The organism is Paenibacillus brasilensis (assembly GCF_009363115.1).
GTDB lineage: Bacteria > Bacillota > Bacilli > Paenibacillales > Paenibacillaceae > Paenibacillus > Paenibacillus brasilensis.
Genome location: NZ_CP045298.1, coordinates 647,350 through 663,280 on the forward strand (window position 1 = coordinate 647,350; position 15,931 = coordinate 663,280).

13 protein-coding genes and 2 pseudogenes are annotated in these 15,931 nt (G+C 46.8%); all 15 read right to left on the reverse strand.

All coding sequences use genetic code 11. The features are described from left to right. Positions 1-571: 571 nt before the first annotated feature. The gene (gene moaA / locus GCU48_RS02945) at positions 572-1,588 is read right to left on the reverse strand and encodes a GTP 3',8-cyclase MoaA (protein ID WP_152378997.1); all 1,017 of its coding nucleotides are present in this window, start codon (positions 1,586-1,588) and stop codon (positions 572-574) included. Between the two features lie 37 nt (positions 1,589-1,625). Then, positions 1,626-1,859: a MoaD/ThiS family protein gene (locus GCU48_RS02950; RefSeq protein ID WP_152378998.1), complete on the reverse strand. Its 234-nt coding sequence runs from the start codon at positions 1,857-1,859 to the stop codon at positions 1,626-1,628. Next, positions 1,852-2,295, reverse strand: coding sequence for a molybdenum cofactor biosynthesis protein MoaE (locus GCU48_RS02955; protein ID WP_152378999.1), 444 nt, complete (start codon positions 2,293-2,295; stop codon positions 1,852-1,854). The genes GCU48_RS02950 and GCU48_RS02955 overlap by 8 nt, the downstream gene beginning before the upstream one ends. A gap of 89 nt (positions 2,296-2,384) precedes the next feature. Beyond that, entirely contained in the window at positions 2,385-3,404 is a 1,020-nt protein-coding gene (locus tag GCU48_RS02960; protein WP_152379000.1) for a ThiF family adenylyltransferase, read from the reverse strand. A 101-nt stretch (positions 3,405-3,505) separates the two neighbouring features. Beyond that, a complete protein-coding gene (locus tag GCU48_RS02965) occupies positions 3,506-4,720 on the reverse strand; it encodes a nitrate/nitrite transporter (protein WP_152379001.1) in 1,215 nt (404 codons plus the stop codon). 205 nt (positions 4,721-4,925) lie between these two features. Continuing rightward, on the reverse strand, positions 4,926-5,573 hold the full coding sequence (locus tag GCU48_RS02970; protein ID WP_043922938.1) for a response regulator transcription factor: 648 nt from the start codon (positions 5,571-5,573) through the stop codon (positions 4,926-4,928). A 7-nt stretch (positions 5,574-5,580) separates the two neighbouring features. After that, entirely contained in the window at positions 5,581-6,645 is a 1,065-nt protein-coding gene (locus tag GCU48_RS02975) for a sensor histidine kinase (protein ID WP_152379002.1), read from the reverse strand. Position 6,646: 1 nt separating this feature from the next. Further along, positions 6,647-7,099 carry a GAF domain-containing protein gene (locus tag GCU48_RS02980; protein WP_152379003.1) on the reverse strand — a complete coding sequence of 151 codons (453 nt, stop codon included), beginning with the start codon at positions 7,097-7,099 and terminating at the stop codon, positions 6,647-6,649. A gap of 46 nt (positions 7,100-7,145) precedes the next feature. Then, a complete protein-coding gene (gene narI, locus GCU48_RS02985) occupies positions 7,146-7,829 on the reverse strand; it encodes a respiratory nitrate reductase subunit gamma (RefSeq protein WP_152379004.1) in 684 nt (227 codons plus the stop codon). Beyond that, positions 7,826-8,392, reverse strand: coding sequence for a nitrate reductase molybdenum cofactor assembly chaperone (gene narJ, locus GCU48_RS02990; RefSeq protein ID WP_025716987.1), 567 nt, complete (start codon positions 8,390-8,392; stop codon positions 7,826-7,828). The genes narI and narJ overlap by 4 nt, the downstream gene beginning before the upstream one ends. Continuing rightward, complete coding sequence (gene narH, locus GCU48_RS02995; protein WP_152379005.1) at positions 8,385-9,980, reverse strand: nitrate reductase subunit beta; 1,596 nt, start codon at positions 9,978-9,980, stop codon at positions 8,385-8,387. Before narH ends, narJ begins: the two co-directional genes overlap by 8 nt. Further along, positions 9,970-13,644 (reverse strand): nitrate reductase subunit alpha, encoded by a 3,675-nt coding sequence (locus tag GCU48_RS03000; protein ID WP_152379006.1) that lies wholly within the window; start codon positions 13,642-13,644, stop codon positions 9,970-9,972. The genes narH and GCU48_RS03000 overlap by 11 nt, the downstream gene beginning before the upstream one ends. Before the next feature lie 162 nt (positions 13,645-13,806). Continuing rightward, positions 13,807-14,476, reverse strand: a pseudogene (gene modB / locus GCU48_RS03005) (molybdate ABC transporter permease subunit). 2 nt (positions 14,477-14,478) lie between these two features. Continuing rightward, positions 14,479-15,189 (reverse strand): annotated as a pseudogene (gene modA, locus GCU48_RS03010) (molybdate ABC transporter substrate-binding protein); the annotation flags it as partial. 13 nt (positions 15,190-15,202) lie between these two features. Further along, positions 15,203-15,910, reverse strand: coding sequence for an iron-sulfur cluster repair di-iron protein (gene ric, locus GCU48_RS03015; RefSeq protein ID WP_152379007.1), 708 nt, complete (start codon positions 15,908-15,910; stop codon positions 15,203-15,205). Positions 15,911-15,931 lie beyond the last annotated feature (21 nt).

The following is a 15,931-nucleotide window of genomic DNA, read 5'->3' on the forward strand; positions in this document are numbered from 1 at the left end:
ATCCCACTAGCATTAAAAAAGGATTTAGATGCTGGGCGAAATTTCAGATAGGTCACAAGACGGTAATAGCCGATCAAACCATCGTCGTAAATCAAATTCGAATGTATTGATTTACAATTTCAATTTATGAAAACGCATTCATATCAAGAGACAAAAGCCTTACGTTTTCTCTGAATGATCTTGAGTGCCCACAAACCGATCTGATATTCCGTTTTGAAACTGGATATAGTCGGTTAACCACGTCCTATGACATCATTTTTCGGATGTCGCTTCGTTGGTTGACGTCATCATCTTTGTTGTTCAGCACTTGTAAGGCTTTATATCACTCACCTTTCTGCGTTAGGACTGAGCCAGATATTCGTAACGTGCGGGATATTGTAAAGCTCGTATTCTAAAAAGAAAAGGCAAAACCCAACACATGGAAATCCAGTTCCATGTCCCGGGTTTTGCCTTTTCAGTAACAATCCCAAGATCATAATAACATCGAATTTAAGATTTGCCAACAAAAATGTTTACGCTTTCTTTTTGGGGGCAACCACATCAAATACAGCACATTTCCATGATATAAAATTCAGCCGCCAATGTAGGACATGTTAATCTTTTTTCTGTTGTTTGCGGTCTGTTCAGTACGTTCATCAGAATACCGGTCTATGCGTTGTTCCCATACTGAAGTAATCGCATCAAGTAGTTCCTGGTCATTCGCTCCGTTACGAAGCATCTGGCGTAGATCAAATCCGCCTGAAGCAAACAAACACGTATAAAACCTGCCGTCAGAGGATAAGCGGGCACGCGTACAGGACGAGCAAAACGATTCAGAAACCGAAGTAATAAAGCCAACCTGCGCATCGCTGTCTTTATAACGATAACGTTTTGCCACTTCTCCAAAGTAATTCCCGTCCATCGGCTCCAGCTCATACGTATTCTTAAGTCGTTCAACTATTTCTTTTTTGGTTATTACCTTGTTGAAGCTCCATCCGGTGTCGTTCCCTACATCCATAAACTCAATAAAACGAAGAGTTATTCCCTTCTCCTTGAAATAAGCAGCCATCGGCAAAATTTCAGAATCATTAACACCTTTTTGAACCACCATATTGACCTTGATCTCAAAGCCGATTTCTTGTGCATATTCGATCTGCTTCAAAATAAAATCGGGCTTAATCCCACGCCCATTCAACCGCCCAAACAGCTCGGGGTCCAGAGCGTCCACACTGACATTCAGCCGTCGCAGCCCCGCGTCATAGAGAGGCTTAGCCTGCTGTCCTAGCAGCACACCGTTGGTGGTTAAGCCGACATCTTCCACTCCGTTGATGGACAGAATTTGGGAAACAAGGTCGGATAGGTTCGGACGCATTAATGGTTCGCCGCCTGTAAGCCGAATTTTTTTTACCCCCAGGCACACAAAAAGCTTTGCCAGCCGGTAGATCTCTTCAAACGACAGACATTCACTTTTGGGAAGAAAGGCAAAATCGTCGCCGAAGATTTCTTTGGGCATACAGTAGGAACAGCGGAAATTGCAGCGGTCCGTAACAGATATGCGTAAATCACGAATCGGTCGCCGCAATGTGTCCTTCAGCGGATACGAATTCATACGTTTCCTCCTTTCCTCGTGTTTAGGAGCATTATCATCAGCCGCCGCTGACAGGCGGAATGAGGGCTGCAACGTCTCCATCCTGCAACACATCCGTGGACAACGCATACTCCTTATTTATCGCAATTCGCACAGACTGCATCGGCATATCTGGGTATTGATCTGTTATCCAATTGGATAAATCGCCTACAGTTTGGCCCGCCAAATCTGCCAATTCTTCTGTTGTTCCTGTCACCTCACGGAGTCCCGCAAAATAGTACAGCTTAATCATGACTGATCTCCCTCGGCTTTTTCTTTTGATATCCAACCCACTGCGTTCCATCTTCCCAAATCTCTTGTTTCCAAATGGGAACGATTTCCTTGATTCGCTCGATCGCGTATTCATTCGCCTCATACGCATCCGAACGATGAGGTGAAGAAACGGCGATGACTACGGCGATATCGCCGATTTGAAGCTCACCAATCCGGTGCGCGATGGCCACTCGTGTCCCTTTCCATTTCTGTTCGATTCCGTGACCAATCTCCGCGAGCTTTTTTTGGGCCATGGGTACATAGGCCTCATAAGCGAGGTATAAGGTCCGCACGCCTTCGGTCCACTCTCGCACGTGTCCTGTAAACACGGTCACCGCTCCCGCTTCCGGCCTTAGGACATAATCCGCGTAAGTCTGCGGGACAATGGGCTCTGTCACGATTTCAAAAATACTCATCTTTTCCACCTTCCAGCCACCTTGCTAACTACTCTCTGATGACAAACTCTATCTAATAACTTCTGCCTCTTATATCTACATTCTCATATTTAGCCGAACAGCTGATGATATAGTTTTTGACCGCAGGCAGTGCTACGGATACCATGAATGAGAAGCCTTCCGTTTTTAAATAAAATCATTCGATGCTTAAAAGCATAAAATTCAACAAAATAAGGAGTTCTTTTTACGCTATCCGCTATAAGGCCACCCATTTTCTCTGCATCATCGAGTGTAATCGGACGATGGGGGTCTGGAAGAACCTGTACAACATCCCGTCCACACAGCGCAGCATACGCCGAGCGGCGTGGTGCTGACAATGCAGGAAATGTAGGATGTTCTCCGCAGGTTGAACAATCATGATTACGGATACGGGAAATCCCTATATCCATCTGCGTGTTCTCCCATAGATCAAATAGATGAACCTTGCGGCGCATCTTATCACGTCTGCCGCTCAGCCACTTCATGGCTTCTGTACATTGGAGGGCGGCTGTCACCTGGACTGCGGGCGAGATGATTCCAGCCGTATCGCAGGTCTGATTGATCGCTGGCAGCGATGGCAGAAGACAGCGAAAACAAGCTGACTCGCCCGGCACGAATGGAAAAACGACGCCTGTGCTTCCAACACAGGCTCCGTAAATCCATGGAATTCCGGCCTTCAGTGCAGCATCGTTTATAAGTAAACGAGTTTCAAAGTTGTCCGTAGCATCCATCAGCAATGTGCTTTTGCCGGCAAGCTCTTGAACAAGCCCAGCGTCCAGATTATCGAGATATGTGTACAAACGTACGTCTTCTCGTATGGCCTTCAATCTTTTTTCGGCAGCCATGACCTTGGGTAGCATTTCCACAGCATCCTGCTCCGTGAACAGCTGCTGACGTTGCAGGTTTGACACCTCCACATAATCCCGGTCGATAAGATGAAGCTCCCCAACGCCTGCTCTGACCAGTGTTTCGGCAATGGCCGAACCCAATGCCCCGCAACCAATGATGGTAACGACAGCAGCGGACAGATTACGCTGCCCTTCGCCCCCGATGGGTTTAAATAAGATCTGTCTTGAATAACGTTCATTCATCACAATGTCCTCCTGGCGTTGAAGAACGGCCGACAATTTCAAGTTTTTTTCCGGTATCTTCCGGTTGGATCGCTAAAGGTGCCGTTAAAACACCTCTGCTTTTACTTTTGGAGTTCTTTTCGTATCTCAAGGTTACTTTGCCCCGCCGAATTGAACGCTTCGGTAGCCACATTCAAGCGTGCTTGATAATACAGCCAGATGACGAGTATCAAACTAGCCAGCGCCACTTGGGAGAGCAGCATAAACCCAATGGAATATTGGCCAGTAGCAGCATGAATCGTCGATAACAAGATCGGAGGGAAAAAGCCGCCGAGACCGCCCATCATGGATACAATTCCGTTAACTATGCCTGCCTGTTTATTAAAGTAAAATGGGACTAGCTTGAAAATGACACCGTTCCCCATTCCAGCACACACAGCGATAGCCAGACATCCTACTGTATACAGGGTGATCCCTGGTGAAAAAGCCAAAAGAATCGCAGCGACCGTATAAACGGCAAACGTGCCTACCAGCAGGAACAGGGGCTGGAAGCGATCCGCCAGCCAGCCACCAATGGGGCGGAAGAATGTGGCAATCGCGATAAAGCCTGCTGTACGCATCCCTGCATCCACTTTAGCGAGATCAAAATTCGATACAAGGAAATTCGGCAAGTACACCGTAAACGCTACAAATGAGCCAAACGTAATAAAGTAAAAGAGCGAGAAAAACCAAAGCTTTTCATTTTTGTAAACCCCTTTGATCTGCTCCATAATGGGTGTCTTTACTTTAGCTTCATGACGGTCCCCTAAAAAGAAATTCAAAACGATAAAAACAAGCAATAGAATAAGGTATAGCTTGACCGTAAGTGCCCACCCTACCTGCGTCGCTACAATTGGAGCAGAGAAGGTAGTTACCGCTGTCCCCAGGTTCCCCACACCATACATCCCGTTTACAAACCCATGCTTTTCCTTTGGATAATATTTCGGCAGCGAAGTCACCCCAACAGAGAACACAGCTCCTCCGATTCCAAGGAACAAGCCACCGATAATTAAATCTATCATCGTAGAAGCTTCACTGATATAGTAAACTGGAAACAAAAGCAAAATAAAGCTAATGAGAAAAACGATTCTTGCTCCGAAGATGTTGGCATAATAGCCTAACGGAATGCGCAGAATCGATCCGAGCACGACCGGAATCGCCGTGACCATGGCCAATTTTCCGGGTGGAATAGCAATATCCTCGGTAATAAACGGCATGAGGGAAGAAATGATAACCCATACCATAAATCCAAGGATCAAGTTCATTGTTTGTAGCGGCAACTGTAACTTTCTAACCATTTAACTCACCTTTTCCAACGTTTTTTCTGTCGAATTATAAATTTAATTTACTGTCCCCATTGTAGCCGCTAGCCGATCTTATCGAATATAGGGGACTCCCCTTTCCCTAACGGTGGAGTCCCTGAAAATAAAAAAAGTCGCCTCTATCAAGAAGCGACTTGGTTTGTTCAAGAGACTTTTTTTATAAAATATCCCTTTTCAACGCCTAAAAATCCAGCATTTTTTTCTTTAATGCATATTGGACCAGCTCCGGCCGACTTCTTAAGTTCAACTTCTCCATGATTTTTGCTTTGTTCGCTTCCACCGTCTTGACAGAGATGAACAGCTTTTCGGCAACTTCCTTGTTACCGTATCCTTTTGCGACCAGAGGCAGAATCTCCAACTCCCGCTTTGACAGGATCTCGTACGGATCTTCTGTCTGTGATGTTGTATCTTTCTTGATGAATTCACGAACAAGAGAAGTGGCCATTTTAGGATGGATATAGGTTCCACCCCCATGGATGGTTCGTATGGCAAGCAATAGCTCCTCATCCGGTGCATTTTTTAAAACATATCCTGAAGCACCATTCTTCAAAATATGAAATAGATATTCTTCATCATCATGCATGGTCAGAATCAGAATTTTAGTATCAGGATGGTCCTCTTTAATCTTGCCTGTGGCGATCAATCCACTCTCGCCTGGCGGCATGCTGAGGTCCATGATTAGAATATCCGGCCGATGTTTAGCTACCATTGTGTATGCTTCAATTCCGTCTGCAGCCGTTCCGACAACCTCCATATCCGGTTGGAAGTTGAGAATCATGGAAAATCCGCTTCGTACAATCGCATGGTCATCTGCCAACACAATTTTGATCAAGTCTCTATTCCTCCTCATGTCCAATCGGAATTTGTAAAAAGACTTTGGTTCCTTGACCTACATTCGAAAGGACGCCAAAACTTCCGCCTACCAGCTCTGCTCGCTCCTGCATACCATATAAACCAAGTCCCGTTCCAATAGGCTTGCTCCCTTTTTCAAAGCCAATCCCATCATCCTCTACAGTTAAACGAAGCGCATGATCATGCTCGGACAAAGAAACTTTGATCGTGTCTACCTGGGCATACTTCAAGGCATTGAGAACGGCCTCCTGACACACACGGTAAATGACGGTTTCCATTTCACTTCCATATCGCTTTCGGGGAAGATCGGATACGAACTCAACCACCAGACCATAGCTTTGCTCAATCCGCTTGAAATGGGAACGGAAGGCTGCTTCAAGCCCAAAATCGTCAAGGGTGGCAGGACGGAGTTCCACAGACAAGTTGCGGATATCATCCAGCAATCGCGTCATGGATGCTTCGGTCTGCTTCATGTTTTTGAGGAGCTGGTCATCATTCGTCATATATTTTAACACTCGTAATTCAACAACCGCGCTCATCAATTCCTGAGCAACGCTATCATGCAGCTCCCTGGAAAGCCGCTTGCGCTCACTTTCCTGCGCTTCAATGACATGCTTCATCATTTTGTTTTGATACAATTTTTCTTGCGTCTGAAATTGCGGGGTCAAATCTCTCAGCATCAATACCCGAATTCCATTTTCAGAATCAATCGTGTGAAAAGAAGCGGCAAAGGGAACCATTCCGTTTCGCTTTGTTTCCAAATAGACCTGGAAAGAAGCGAAATTTCTGGATTCGGGCATATTGAAATAACAATCAAGACAGGTGCGGGGCTCTGTGTCGCTTGTATAACCTCTGCATATTCCGCATAAAGCTTTTTCCTTCCCTTCATAGAGTTGAATGAGGACGTCATCCCTCACGATCTCTTCAGCAGCCGGGTTCATAGCCAGGGTATCCCCTTGTCTATCAAAAAAGAAAATAGCTTCTGTACTGTTCTCAAACAATTTCAGCATTAGCGAACTCAAAGAATCGGTCCCTACAGACAATGTCAATTCATATCACTTCCTTCCCGTTCAGCTCTCCAATTCCGCTCCGCGCCAAGGCTTCCAAATCGCGCATCATGGCTTCGGTCATCAGCTGTTCTTTACGAAATCCACCAAGCAGTACACCCGCGACGCGAGCATCATTCCACAGGGGTACAGCCCCGAGACTCTGGAGCCTCTCGGATTGGACGATAGGATAGTTAAACAGGTTGTCTGCACCCACAAATTGATAAACAGATGGAATGAAAATGGATTTTCCGGTTTTAAACACGACTCCTGCTATGCCCTTTCCGGATTGCAACACAATCCGTTTAAAGCGATCATTTAAATTCCCGGCCGCATTTTTCCATTTAATTACGTATTGATATTCGGCCGGTTCAACAAGAGCAAGCGCCATGAAATCATAACCGAAATGCTCGCGAATTCGCTCAAGCTCCCTTTGATAATCCATCCTATTATTCATCACTCTCTCCTAATTACAATTAGGAAAGAAGGCAGCGCCCGCTTTCCTAATTCGATTTATGTCTTCTGTACAGAATATAACTTCTGCGCACATAATTCAATGGAACACTCCACACATGAACAAGTCGGGTGAACGGCCAGAATGCAAAAATGGCAAAGCCCATAAGTACATGAAGCTTGAAAGACAACGGTACGTCTCTCATCAGTGACGGGTCGACACGGAATATGAATAAACCGCGGAACCAGATCGAGATGGTTTCCCTATAATCAAATTCAGGCTGTACTGCGTTCGTTACAAGAGTCGCAAACATCCCCATGCATACAAGGGCAAAAAGCATTAAGTTTACAATCAAATCAGAAGCTGAGCTTAAGCGGCGTACATTACGCATTGTAAAACGGCGAAAGGTGAGAATCAACATACCGAGGAAAGTTATGGCTCCAAATATGCCTCCAATATATACTGCTCCAATGTGATACAGATGATCGTTTACACCCAATGCGTGCATCAAGGTTTTTGGAATACCCAGACCGGATATGTGACCGAAAATAACCGGAATAATTCCCAGGTGGAATAAGAGACTGCCAATCATCAATTGTTTCTTTTCAATAAATTCACTTGATTTCGCCGTCCAATTGAACTGGTCCGTTCTGTAACGAAAAATATGACCAATAATAAAGATAACCAAACACATATAAGGGAAAATAACCCACAAAAACTGCTCTAGCATCATAGCGTGGCTGCCTCCTGTTCTACGCAAGCTTTAAGCGTTTCGCGCAGCCCCTTGACCAGATGAAAATACGGGCTTTCCATTTTTTCCAGCGCTTTAAGCAAATGATAGGTGCCGTCTTCCAAAATCGCGACAGGCATGCGGAAGTTTTCTGTCGTCTTCGGATCTTGTGCCCATTCGGCGGCATACAAAAATTCACACATGAGTGGCAAGTAATCCGGCAGCTCTCCATCCGGCATTTCAAGACCGTACATCTCATACAAAACCTTTAACTTGACCAGCATTTGTCCTCTTTCTTTTGAATCTTCGAACTTGAAGTAAGTCATATATAGTGCGCAATTTTTTTGAAAATCGAAGGTTTCCGTATACATCTCCTGAATCTCTTCCATGCTGAATTCTTGCATAAGAGACCAGTACTTGTTAGCGTGCGTATACGCAGGATGACCCGGATCAAATGATGCTTCCAGAAAAGCCGGATGAAAATCCAGCTTTTCCGGGTACATGAGTTGTTGGGCGAAAAACCCGAATGAAGGCTTGCATTCATACAGCTTCGCTACATTAATCACGCCAAATACCCCCGTAGAAGTTTTCTTCAACCATTTGCTTGCCTGTTTTTGAAGGCTCTTCCATTCCCATTGAGCTTTCCATTGAGCTTCCCAGGCTACAGCCGCTACAGCCGCCAGAACCACAAGCTTCCATATTCCCTAGTGTGTCACCGAAACCAGCAGCTCCCTGGGCGCGGTATGGATTGTCATAACTCTCTTTATGTGATGTTGGAATAACGAAGCGGTCCTCATATTTGGCAATGGCCAATAGTCGGTACATCTGCTCCGCCTGACGTGGTGTCATACCGACGCGCTCAAGACGGCTTTCATCAAAAGATTGTCCTGTGGACTGGGCACGCATATAGGCTCGCATCATAGCCATCCGTTGCAGGGATTCCTTCACCGTAACCGTGTCGCCAGCTGTCAGCATATTGGCAAGATACTGAACGGGCGTACGCATTTCTTCGATAGCCGGAAAAATCATATCCGGATTCTCGATCGAGTCTTTCCCTTCAAAGTAATTCATGATCGGGCTAAGTGGCGGTACATACCAGACCATAGGTAATGTGCGATATTCCGGGTGAAGCGGGAATGCCAGCTTGTATTCAATAGCAAGCTTGTAGACCGGCGAGTTCTGAGCGGCCTCAATCCAGTCTTGCGAAATGCCGTCTTTTTTCGCCTGAGCAATTACCGCCGGATCACTTGGGTCCAAGAACAGGTCGCATTGCGCTTTATACAGGTCCTTCTCATCCTCCATAGAAGCAGCCTCCTGCACTCGGTCCGCATCATACAGCAGAACACCGAGGTAGCGAATTCGTCCAGTACATGTCTCGGAGCAGACGGTTGGCAACCCGGCTTCCACACGTGGGAAACAGAAGGTACATTTCTCTGCTTTGTTCGTTTGCCAGTTGAAGTACACTTTCTTGTATGGACAGCCTGTCATGCAATACCGCCAGCCGCGGCAGGCTTCCTGATCCACGAGCACGATTCCGTCCTCGTCCCGTTTGTACATCGCGCCCGAAGGGCAGGATGCAACACAGCTTGGATTCAGACAATGCTCGCAAAGTCGAGGGAGATACATCATGAACGACTTTTCAAAATTGAATTTGATCTCTTCTTCGATTTTCTGAATATTCGGATCAAGCGGCCCCGTTACATGGGCACCCGCCAAATCATCCTCCCAGTTTGGACCCCAATTCAGATCCATTTTTTCGCCCGTTACTGCGGAATGCGCACGCGCTACCGGAGAATGCTTTTGCTCTTTTGCGTTGGTCAAATGCTCATAATTATAAGTCCAGGGCTCATAATAATCTTTCATTTCCGGCATGTCGGGATTGTAGAAAATTTTGCCCAGCGCTATCTTGGACAGCTTGCTCCCTGACTTTAGTTCAAGCTTTCCTTTGCGAAGCTGCCAGCCGCCCTTATATTGCTCCTGGTCTTCCCAGCGCTTTGGATAGCCAATGCCGGGTTTGGTTTCCACGTTGTTGAACCACATATATTCCGCGCCTTTGCGGTTTGTCCAAGTTGTTTTGCACGTCACGCTGCACGTATGGCAGCCAATACATTTATCCAGGTTCATGACCATGGCAATTTGAGCTTTAATCTTCAAGCCAGTTAACCTCCTTCATTTTACGTACTGCTACGTATACATCACGCTGGTTCCCGATCGGACCATAATAATTGAACCCGTAGCTTAGCTGAGCATATCCGCCAACCATCTGGGTTGGTTTGAGATGAATTCTTGTTGGCGCATTATGGCTGCCCCCGCGCGTATCCGTGATTTCGGAGCCCGGCACTTGAATATGCTTGTCCTGAGCATGGTACATGAACATCGTTCCTCTTGGCATCCGGTGGCTGACAACTGCCCGTGCGGTTACGACACCGTTGCGGTTGTACACCTCTAACCAGTCATTGTCGGCAATGCCATGGGCCGCTGCGTCCTCGTTATTGATCCATACCGTAGGACCTCCGCGGAACAGCGTAAGCATATGCTGGTTATCCTGGTAGGTGGAGTGAATATTCCATTTACCGTGTGGAGTCAGATAACGAAGCACAAGTGAATCCTGACCGCCCTTGATTTCCCGATCACGCGCACCGAATACCATTGGCGGCAAAGTCGGTTTATAGACTGGCAATGACTCCCCAAACTGCTGGAAAATCTCATGATCGATGTAAAAATGCTGTCTTCCTGTCAACGTGCGAAACGGAACGAGACGTTCAATATTCGTTGTAAATGGCGAGTAGCGGCGTCCCTGCTTGTTTGATCCAGTAAACACCGGTGTCGGTATAACTTCACGCGGTTGTGCCGTGATGCTTTGGAACGTGATTTTTTCAGCAGCACGGTCGGCCGAGATGTCCATCAGCTTAACACCGTGTTCCTTTTCCGCCTCTTCATAAGCTTTTTGCGAGACACGGCCATTGGTTGCCGACGAAAGATGAAGAATCGTATCGGCCACTTGGCGGGCTGTCTGGATTTTCGGCAGCCCGTCTTTAATGGACTCATCGTAATAGACCCCGTTCAGCTTCTTCAGCTCCTCATATTCCTCCGCCACCGAGAAGCTAACGCCGTGCGCACCTGTCTTCCCGGTAGCCAAATTTGGACCGAGCGAGACATATTTATCGTATATTTTTGTATAATCGCGTTCTACAATGCTGAAATTCGGCATGGTTTTACCCGGAACGGCTTCGACCTCGCCCTTCGTCCAGTCCTTGACAAGACCCATTGGTTGCGAAATTTCACCTATGGAGTCATGTCCAAGCGGTGCAGTCACAACGTCTTTATATATTCCTGGCAGATGCTCTTTGGCCATTTCCGAGAAAGTTTCGGATAGATGACGATAAATATCCCAGTCCGAGCGGGATTCCCAAAGAGGATTAACCGCCGGATTAAATGGATGCACGAACGGATGCATGTCTGTTGAGGACAAATCCGTCTTCTCGTACCAGGTTGCAGCCGGGAGTACAACATCCGCGTACAATGGGGTTGTTGTCATCCGAAAATCAAGTGCAACCACCAGATCAAGCTTTCCTTCTACATCTTCCCGCCAGACGATTTCCTCAGGTTTCTGCTCTTCGTTCGGCCGGGCCAGCAGCGCATCGGAGGCTCCGAGCAGATGCTTCATGAAATATTCCTGGCCCTTCGCCGAACTGGAAATCAGGTTGGAGCGCCAAATAAAGAGGGAGCGCGGGAAGTTCTCTGCTGCTCCTGGATCTTCAACCGCGAAACGAGTCTTTTGCGATTTAACCTCTTCTACAGCGTGATTAATAATGTCCGCGTTTGATTTCTTGCCCAGCTTCGCCGCCTCTTCGGCAAACAACAGGCTGTTCTTGTTAAACTGCGGATAAGAAGGCATCCACCCCAAACGAGCTGCCAACACATTGTAGTCTGCCGGATGCTGATATTTGACATCTCCGCCCGTCGGTGATTTCAGCGAATCCGTGCCGCTTTCTTCATAGCGCCACTGTTCTGTTGCAAAATAGAAGAATGAAGTGGCATTTTGCAATCGAGCTGGCCCCTGCCAGTCTTTGGCAAAGGCAATCGTGGACCAGCCTTCAATAGGACGGCACTTTTCTTGACCTACATAATGCGCCCAGCCCCCGCCGTTCACACCTTGAGAAGCAGTCAGCATTACCAGGTTCAAAATCGACCGATAGATGGTGTCACTATTGAACCAGTGATTGATCCCCGCTCCCATAATGATCATGGAGCGCCCTTGGGTATCGATTGCGTTCTGAGCGAATTCACGAGCAATCTGCACCACAACCGATGCCTTGACACTTGTGATCTTCTCCTGCCAGGCAGGGGTATAATGTGAATCCGCATCGTAATAATCCTTGGCGTTATGAGGGCTGTCGTTGCGAGCAATACCATACTGACTCATCATCAGATCGTATACGGTCGCTACGAAACGTTCCGAACCATCTGCCAGACGTACTTTTTTAGCCGGAATCACACGTTTGAACGTTCCATTACCCGAGTTATCAAAATAAGGGAATACGATTTCTTCCCATTGCTCGTCATGACCTTCCATCGTGAGCGCGGGCTCCACTCTCGTCCCATCTTCCCGGTCCAGAATCAGATTCCATTTCTTACCCTGCTCCCAGCGCTGTCCCATCGTACCATTCGGAACCAGCATTTCCTTCGTCGCTTCATCGTATATGACCGGTTTCCAGTCGGCATGCGGCGAAGCATCTCCCAGATCACTTGCCCGTAGGAAACGTCCACCTTTCCAGGCTCCCTCATGGGGATCAAGCAAAATCATAAATGGCATATCTGTATATTGCTTGGCATAATTAATGAACATCGGTTCTTGGCGTTCTTTGTAGAACTCATCCAGAATGACATGCGTCATAGCCTGGGCTACAGCAGCATCTGTACCTGGATTAGGGGCAAGCCAATTGTCAGCGAACTTCACATTCTCCGCCAGATCGGGTGCTATCGACACAACCTTCGTCCCTTTATAACGTACTTCCGTCATGAAGTGGGCATCCGGTGTCCGGGTAAGCGGCACATTCGATCCCCACATGATCAGGTAACTCGAGTTGTACCAATCAGAAGATTCAGGTACATCCGTTTGCTCACCCCAAATTTGAGGAGAAGCAGGCGGAAGATCGGCATACCAATCGTAAAAGCTCAACATTTCCCCACCAAGCAAAGAAATGAACCGTGCTCCCGAGGCGTAGCTTATCATCGACATCGCCGGAATTGGCGTGAAGCCTGCAATCCTGTCAGGACCGTACTTACGGATGGTATAAATCAATTGCGCCGAGATCAGGCGTAGGACATCGTCCCAAGCCACACGAACATGGCCGCCTTTTCCGCGTGCCGATTTGTAGAGCTTGGCTTTCTCAGGGTCTTCTACAATACTCGCCCATGCGTCTACCGGATTGCTATGCTCCTTGATCGCTTCCAGCCACAGTCGCAACAGCTTGCCGCGCATATAAGGGTATTTCACACGTAACGGACTGTATTCATACCAGGAAAATGAAGCACCACGCGGGCATCCACGCGGCTCAAATTCTGGCATATCTGGACCGCAGGAGGGATAATCAATTTGCTGATTTTCCCAGGTGATAATGCCGTTTTTAACAAAAACCTTCCAGCTACAGGAGCCAGTACAGTTAACACCGTGCGTCGTACGAATTACTTTGTCATGAGACCAACGCTGACGGTACACGTTTTCCCATTCTCTATTTTTTTCCTCAAGGATTGACCAGTTTCCGGAATAACTCTCGATCGGCTTAAAAAAATTGAGACTGTATTTCTTTTTCATCGATGATCAACGCTCCTTAGATTCATTCGCTTACTCTCATTATGTAATTCATTCATCTCTGTTCCCATTAGGGAATGTCCTATAGCGCTATAGAAAATCCCTCGTTCTATGAAAAGATACAAAAAAGCTTCCCTCTACTAGAAGGAAGCTTGTATAAAGTGGTTAATCGTTCTTTTGCCCCGTTAACAGGAGCATGATAAAGGAAATGAGTATGATAGAGCATGTCCAGGCCCAAGCCATAGGCAGATGACCAGAATCCACCGCGACATAAATGGCTGTAGGAATCGTTTGTGTTTTACCCGGAATATTTCCGGCAATCATCAACGTAGCACCAAATTCGCCCAGACTGCGGGCAAAACCGAGTATAAAGGCAGCTTTAAAAGAAGGAAAAGTTAAAGGAAAGGTAATATATCGGAAAACCTGCCACTCACTTGCTCCCATCGAGCGTCCCGCATCTTCCAGGTCACGATCAACAGAAGAAAAGCCCATTTTCAGCGTCCGATAAACAAGAGGAAAAGCCACAACTACTGCCGCTACCACCCCAGCCCACCACGAGAATACAATGGGTTCACCCAACCATTGCTCCACCAAATGGCCGAACCCACTTTTTTTCCAAGTAATATTAACAGTAAAAAGCCAACAACAGTCGGCGGGAGTACCAAGGGCAGCATAAGCATGGTTTCAACGACCGTTTTCCCTGTAAACGCTCCTACCCCGACATTGACCATGCCACAAACAAGCCTAATAGAATAACCAATACACTGGATAACAGTGCCACCTGCAACGATAACAGGATAGGAGGCCAATATTCATTCCAATCTATTGCTTGCATGCTCACTTCGGTATGGTAAATCCATACTTAGCCATAATATTCAAAGATTCTTGTGATTGAAGATAGGCATAGAAGTCCTCGGCTTCTTGCATGTGCTTTGAAGCTTTGATAATCCCGATCGGGTACTCAACAGATGAATAGGTTTTAGGGTCCACCTTAAAGGCAATTTTCGCCTTTTGCGAAGTCAACGCATCTGTTTTATACACGAAGCCGACATCAGCGTTTCCAGTCTCCACATACTGCAGCACTTGTCTAACGTCTTTTGCCTGAACGAGCTTGTCTTGTAACACGTCCCAAAGCTTCGTGTTTGTCAGCGCCTCCTGTGCGTATTTGCCTGCAGGGACACTTTCAGGAATACCAATCGCCACTTTTTTTACTTCTTCCTTGGTTAAATCATTTACACTCGCAATGTTCATCGTTTCGTCTGTAGGAATAACGGCTACCAATTCGTTCGTCAGCCATTTTTTTTGTTTATCGCTCTCTATTAGCTGCTGATCTACGAGAGACTTCATGTTTTTCTTCGAAGCGGACAAAAACAAATCCGATGGCGCTCCTTGCTCAATCTGCTTTTCCAGCGCACCAGAGCCGCCGAAATTGAAATTCAATTTGACATCTTTATGGGTTGACTCGTACAAAGTCTGGATTTCTTTGAGTGCATCCGTTAAGCTTGCAGCTGCCGATACGGTCAATTCAACCGTTTGAGCCGTTTTCGAATCATAAGATGGGTTATATTTTGAGCTGTGCCTGTCTTGTACGCTCGATTAATGTACAATTTTCAAGAAGAATATGATTAAAAATATCTGCTTCCAGATCCTCTAACCGCTTCAATACAAGCCGATGTGTACCACAAGCTTCCTGTACCGGCTCAAATCCATTAGTAATCAGGCGCAACTCCTTCAACAGCTCCACTACAGCCTGATGCTCGTCTTGCAGCTTGGATACATGCGGATTCAGCGCGTTTGCCCCTTCAACGGTCGACTCCTGTAAAAACAATTCAATCATCGGAAATATATGCTCTTCCTCATTTTGAATATGATCCGATAAATTCTGTTTAAGTAAGGTATAGAGCTCATTCACTCGTTTCAGATGCGGATAACGTTCGCCATGAACCCGCGTTAGCTTGGTTACATACGGTGTAAGCGCCGATAGTTCTTCGCGAAGCCTCGTATGATACGTATCCTGGATATAGGCGATTAGTTCTTTAGTTTCGAGTGAAGAAGGTTGCATTTGCTTATGTTGCGCCTGACTTTCCACCACTTCATGCACCTGCGCCAGCAGTTCACTAGCATTCAGACCTCGGCTGGCTGCCGCTTCCCGGAGTGGTATCTCCCCACCGCAGCAAAAGTCAATCCGCAGTTTACGAAACAAATCTCCCGTTTTGGGAACCTCTCTCACAATGTCTGCCACCCATGTTTCTTCCGTTAACTGGTTCATTTCTACTTCCCCTATCTTGCT

Coding starts and splice junctions, on each gene's coding strand:
- narI (WP_152379004.1), bottom strand. CDS start 7,829: ATGATGCTAGAGCAGTTTTTGTGGGTTATTTTCCCTTATATGTGTTTG.
- moaA (WP_152378997.1), bottom strand. CDS start 1,588: ATGAATTCGTATCCGCTGAAGGACACATTGCGGCGACCGATTCGTGAT.
- GCU48_RS02950 (WP_152378998.1), bottom strand. CDS start 1,859: ATGATTAAGCTGTACTATTTTGCGGGACTCCGTGAGGTGACAGGAACA.
- ric (WP_152379007.1), bottom strand. CDS start 15,910: ATGAACCAGTTAACGGAAGAAACATGGGTGGCAGACATTGTGAGAGAG.
- GCU48_RS02980 (WP_152379003.1), bottom strand. CDS start 7,099: ATGAATAATAGGATGGATTATCAAAGGGAGCTTGAGCGAATTCGCGAG.
- GCU48_RS03000 (WP_152379006.1), bottom strand. CDS start 13,644: ATGAAAAAGAAATACAGTCTCAATTTTTTTAAGCCGATCGAGAGTTAT.
- GCU48_RS02960 (WP_152379000.1), bottom strand. CDS start 3,404: ATGAATGAACGTTATTCAAGACAGATCTTATTTAAACCCATCGGGGGC.
- GCU48_RS02955 (WP_152378999.1), bottom strand. CDS start 2,295: ATGAGTATTTTTGAAATCGTGACAGAGCCCATTGTCCCGCAGACTTAC.
- GCU48_RS02965 (WP_152379001.1), bottom strand. CDS start 4,720: ATGGTTAGAAAGTTACAGTTGCCGCTACAAACAATGAACTTGATCCTT.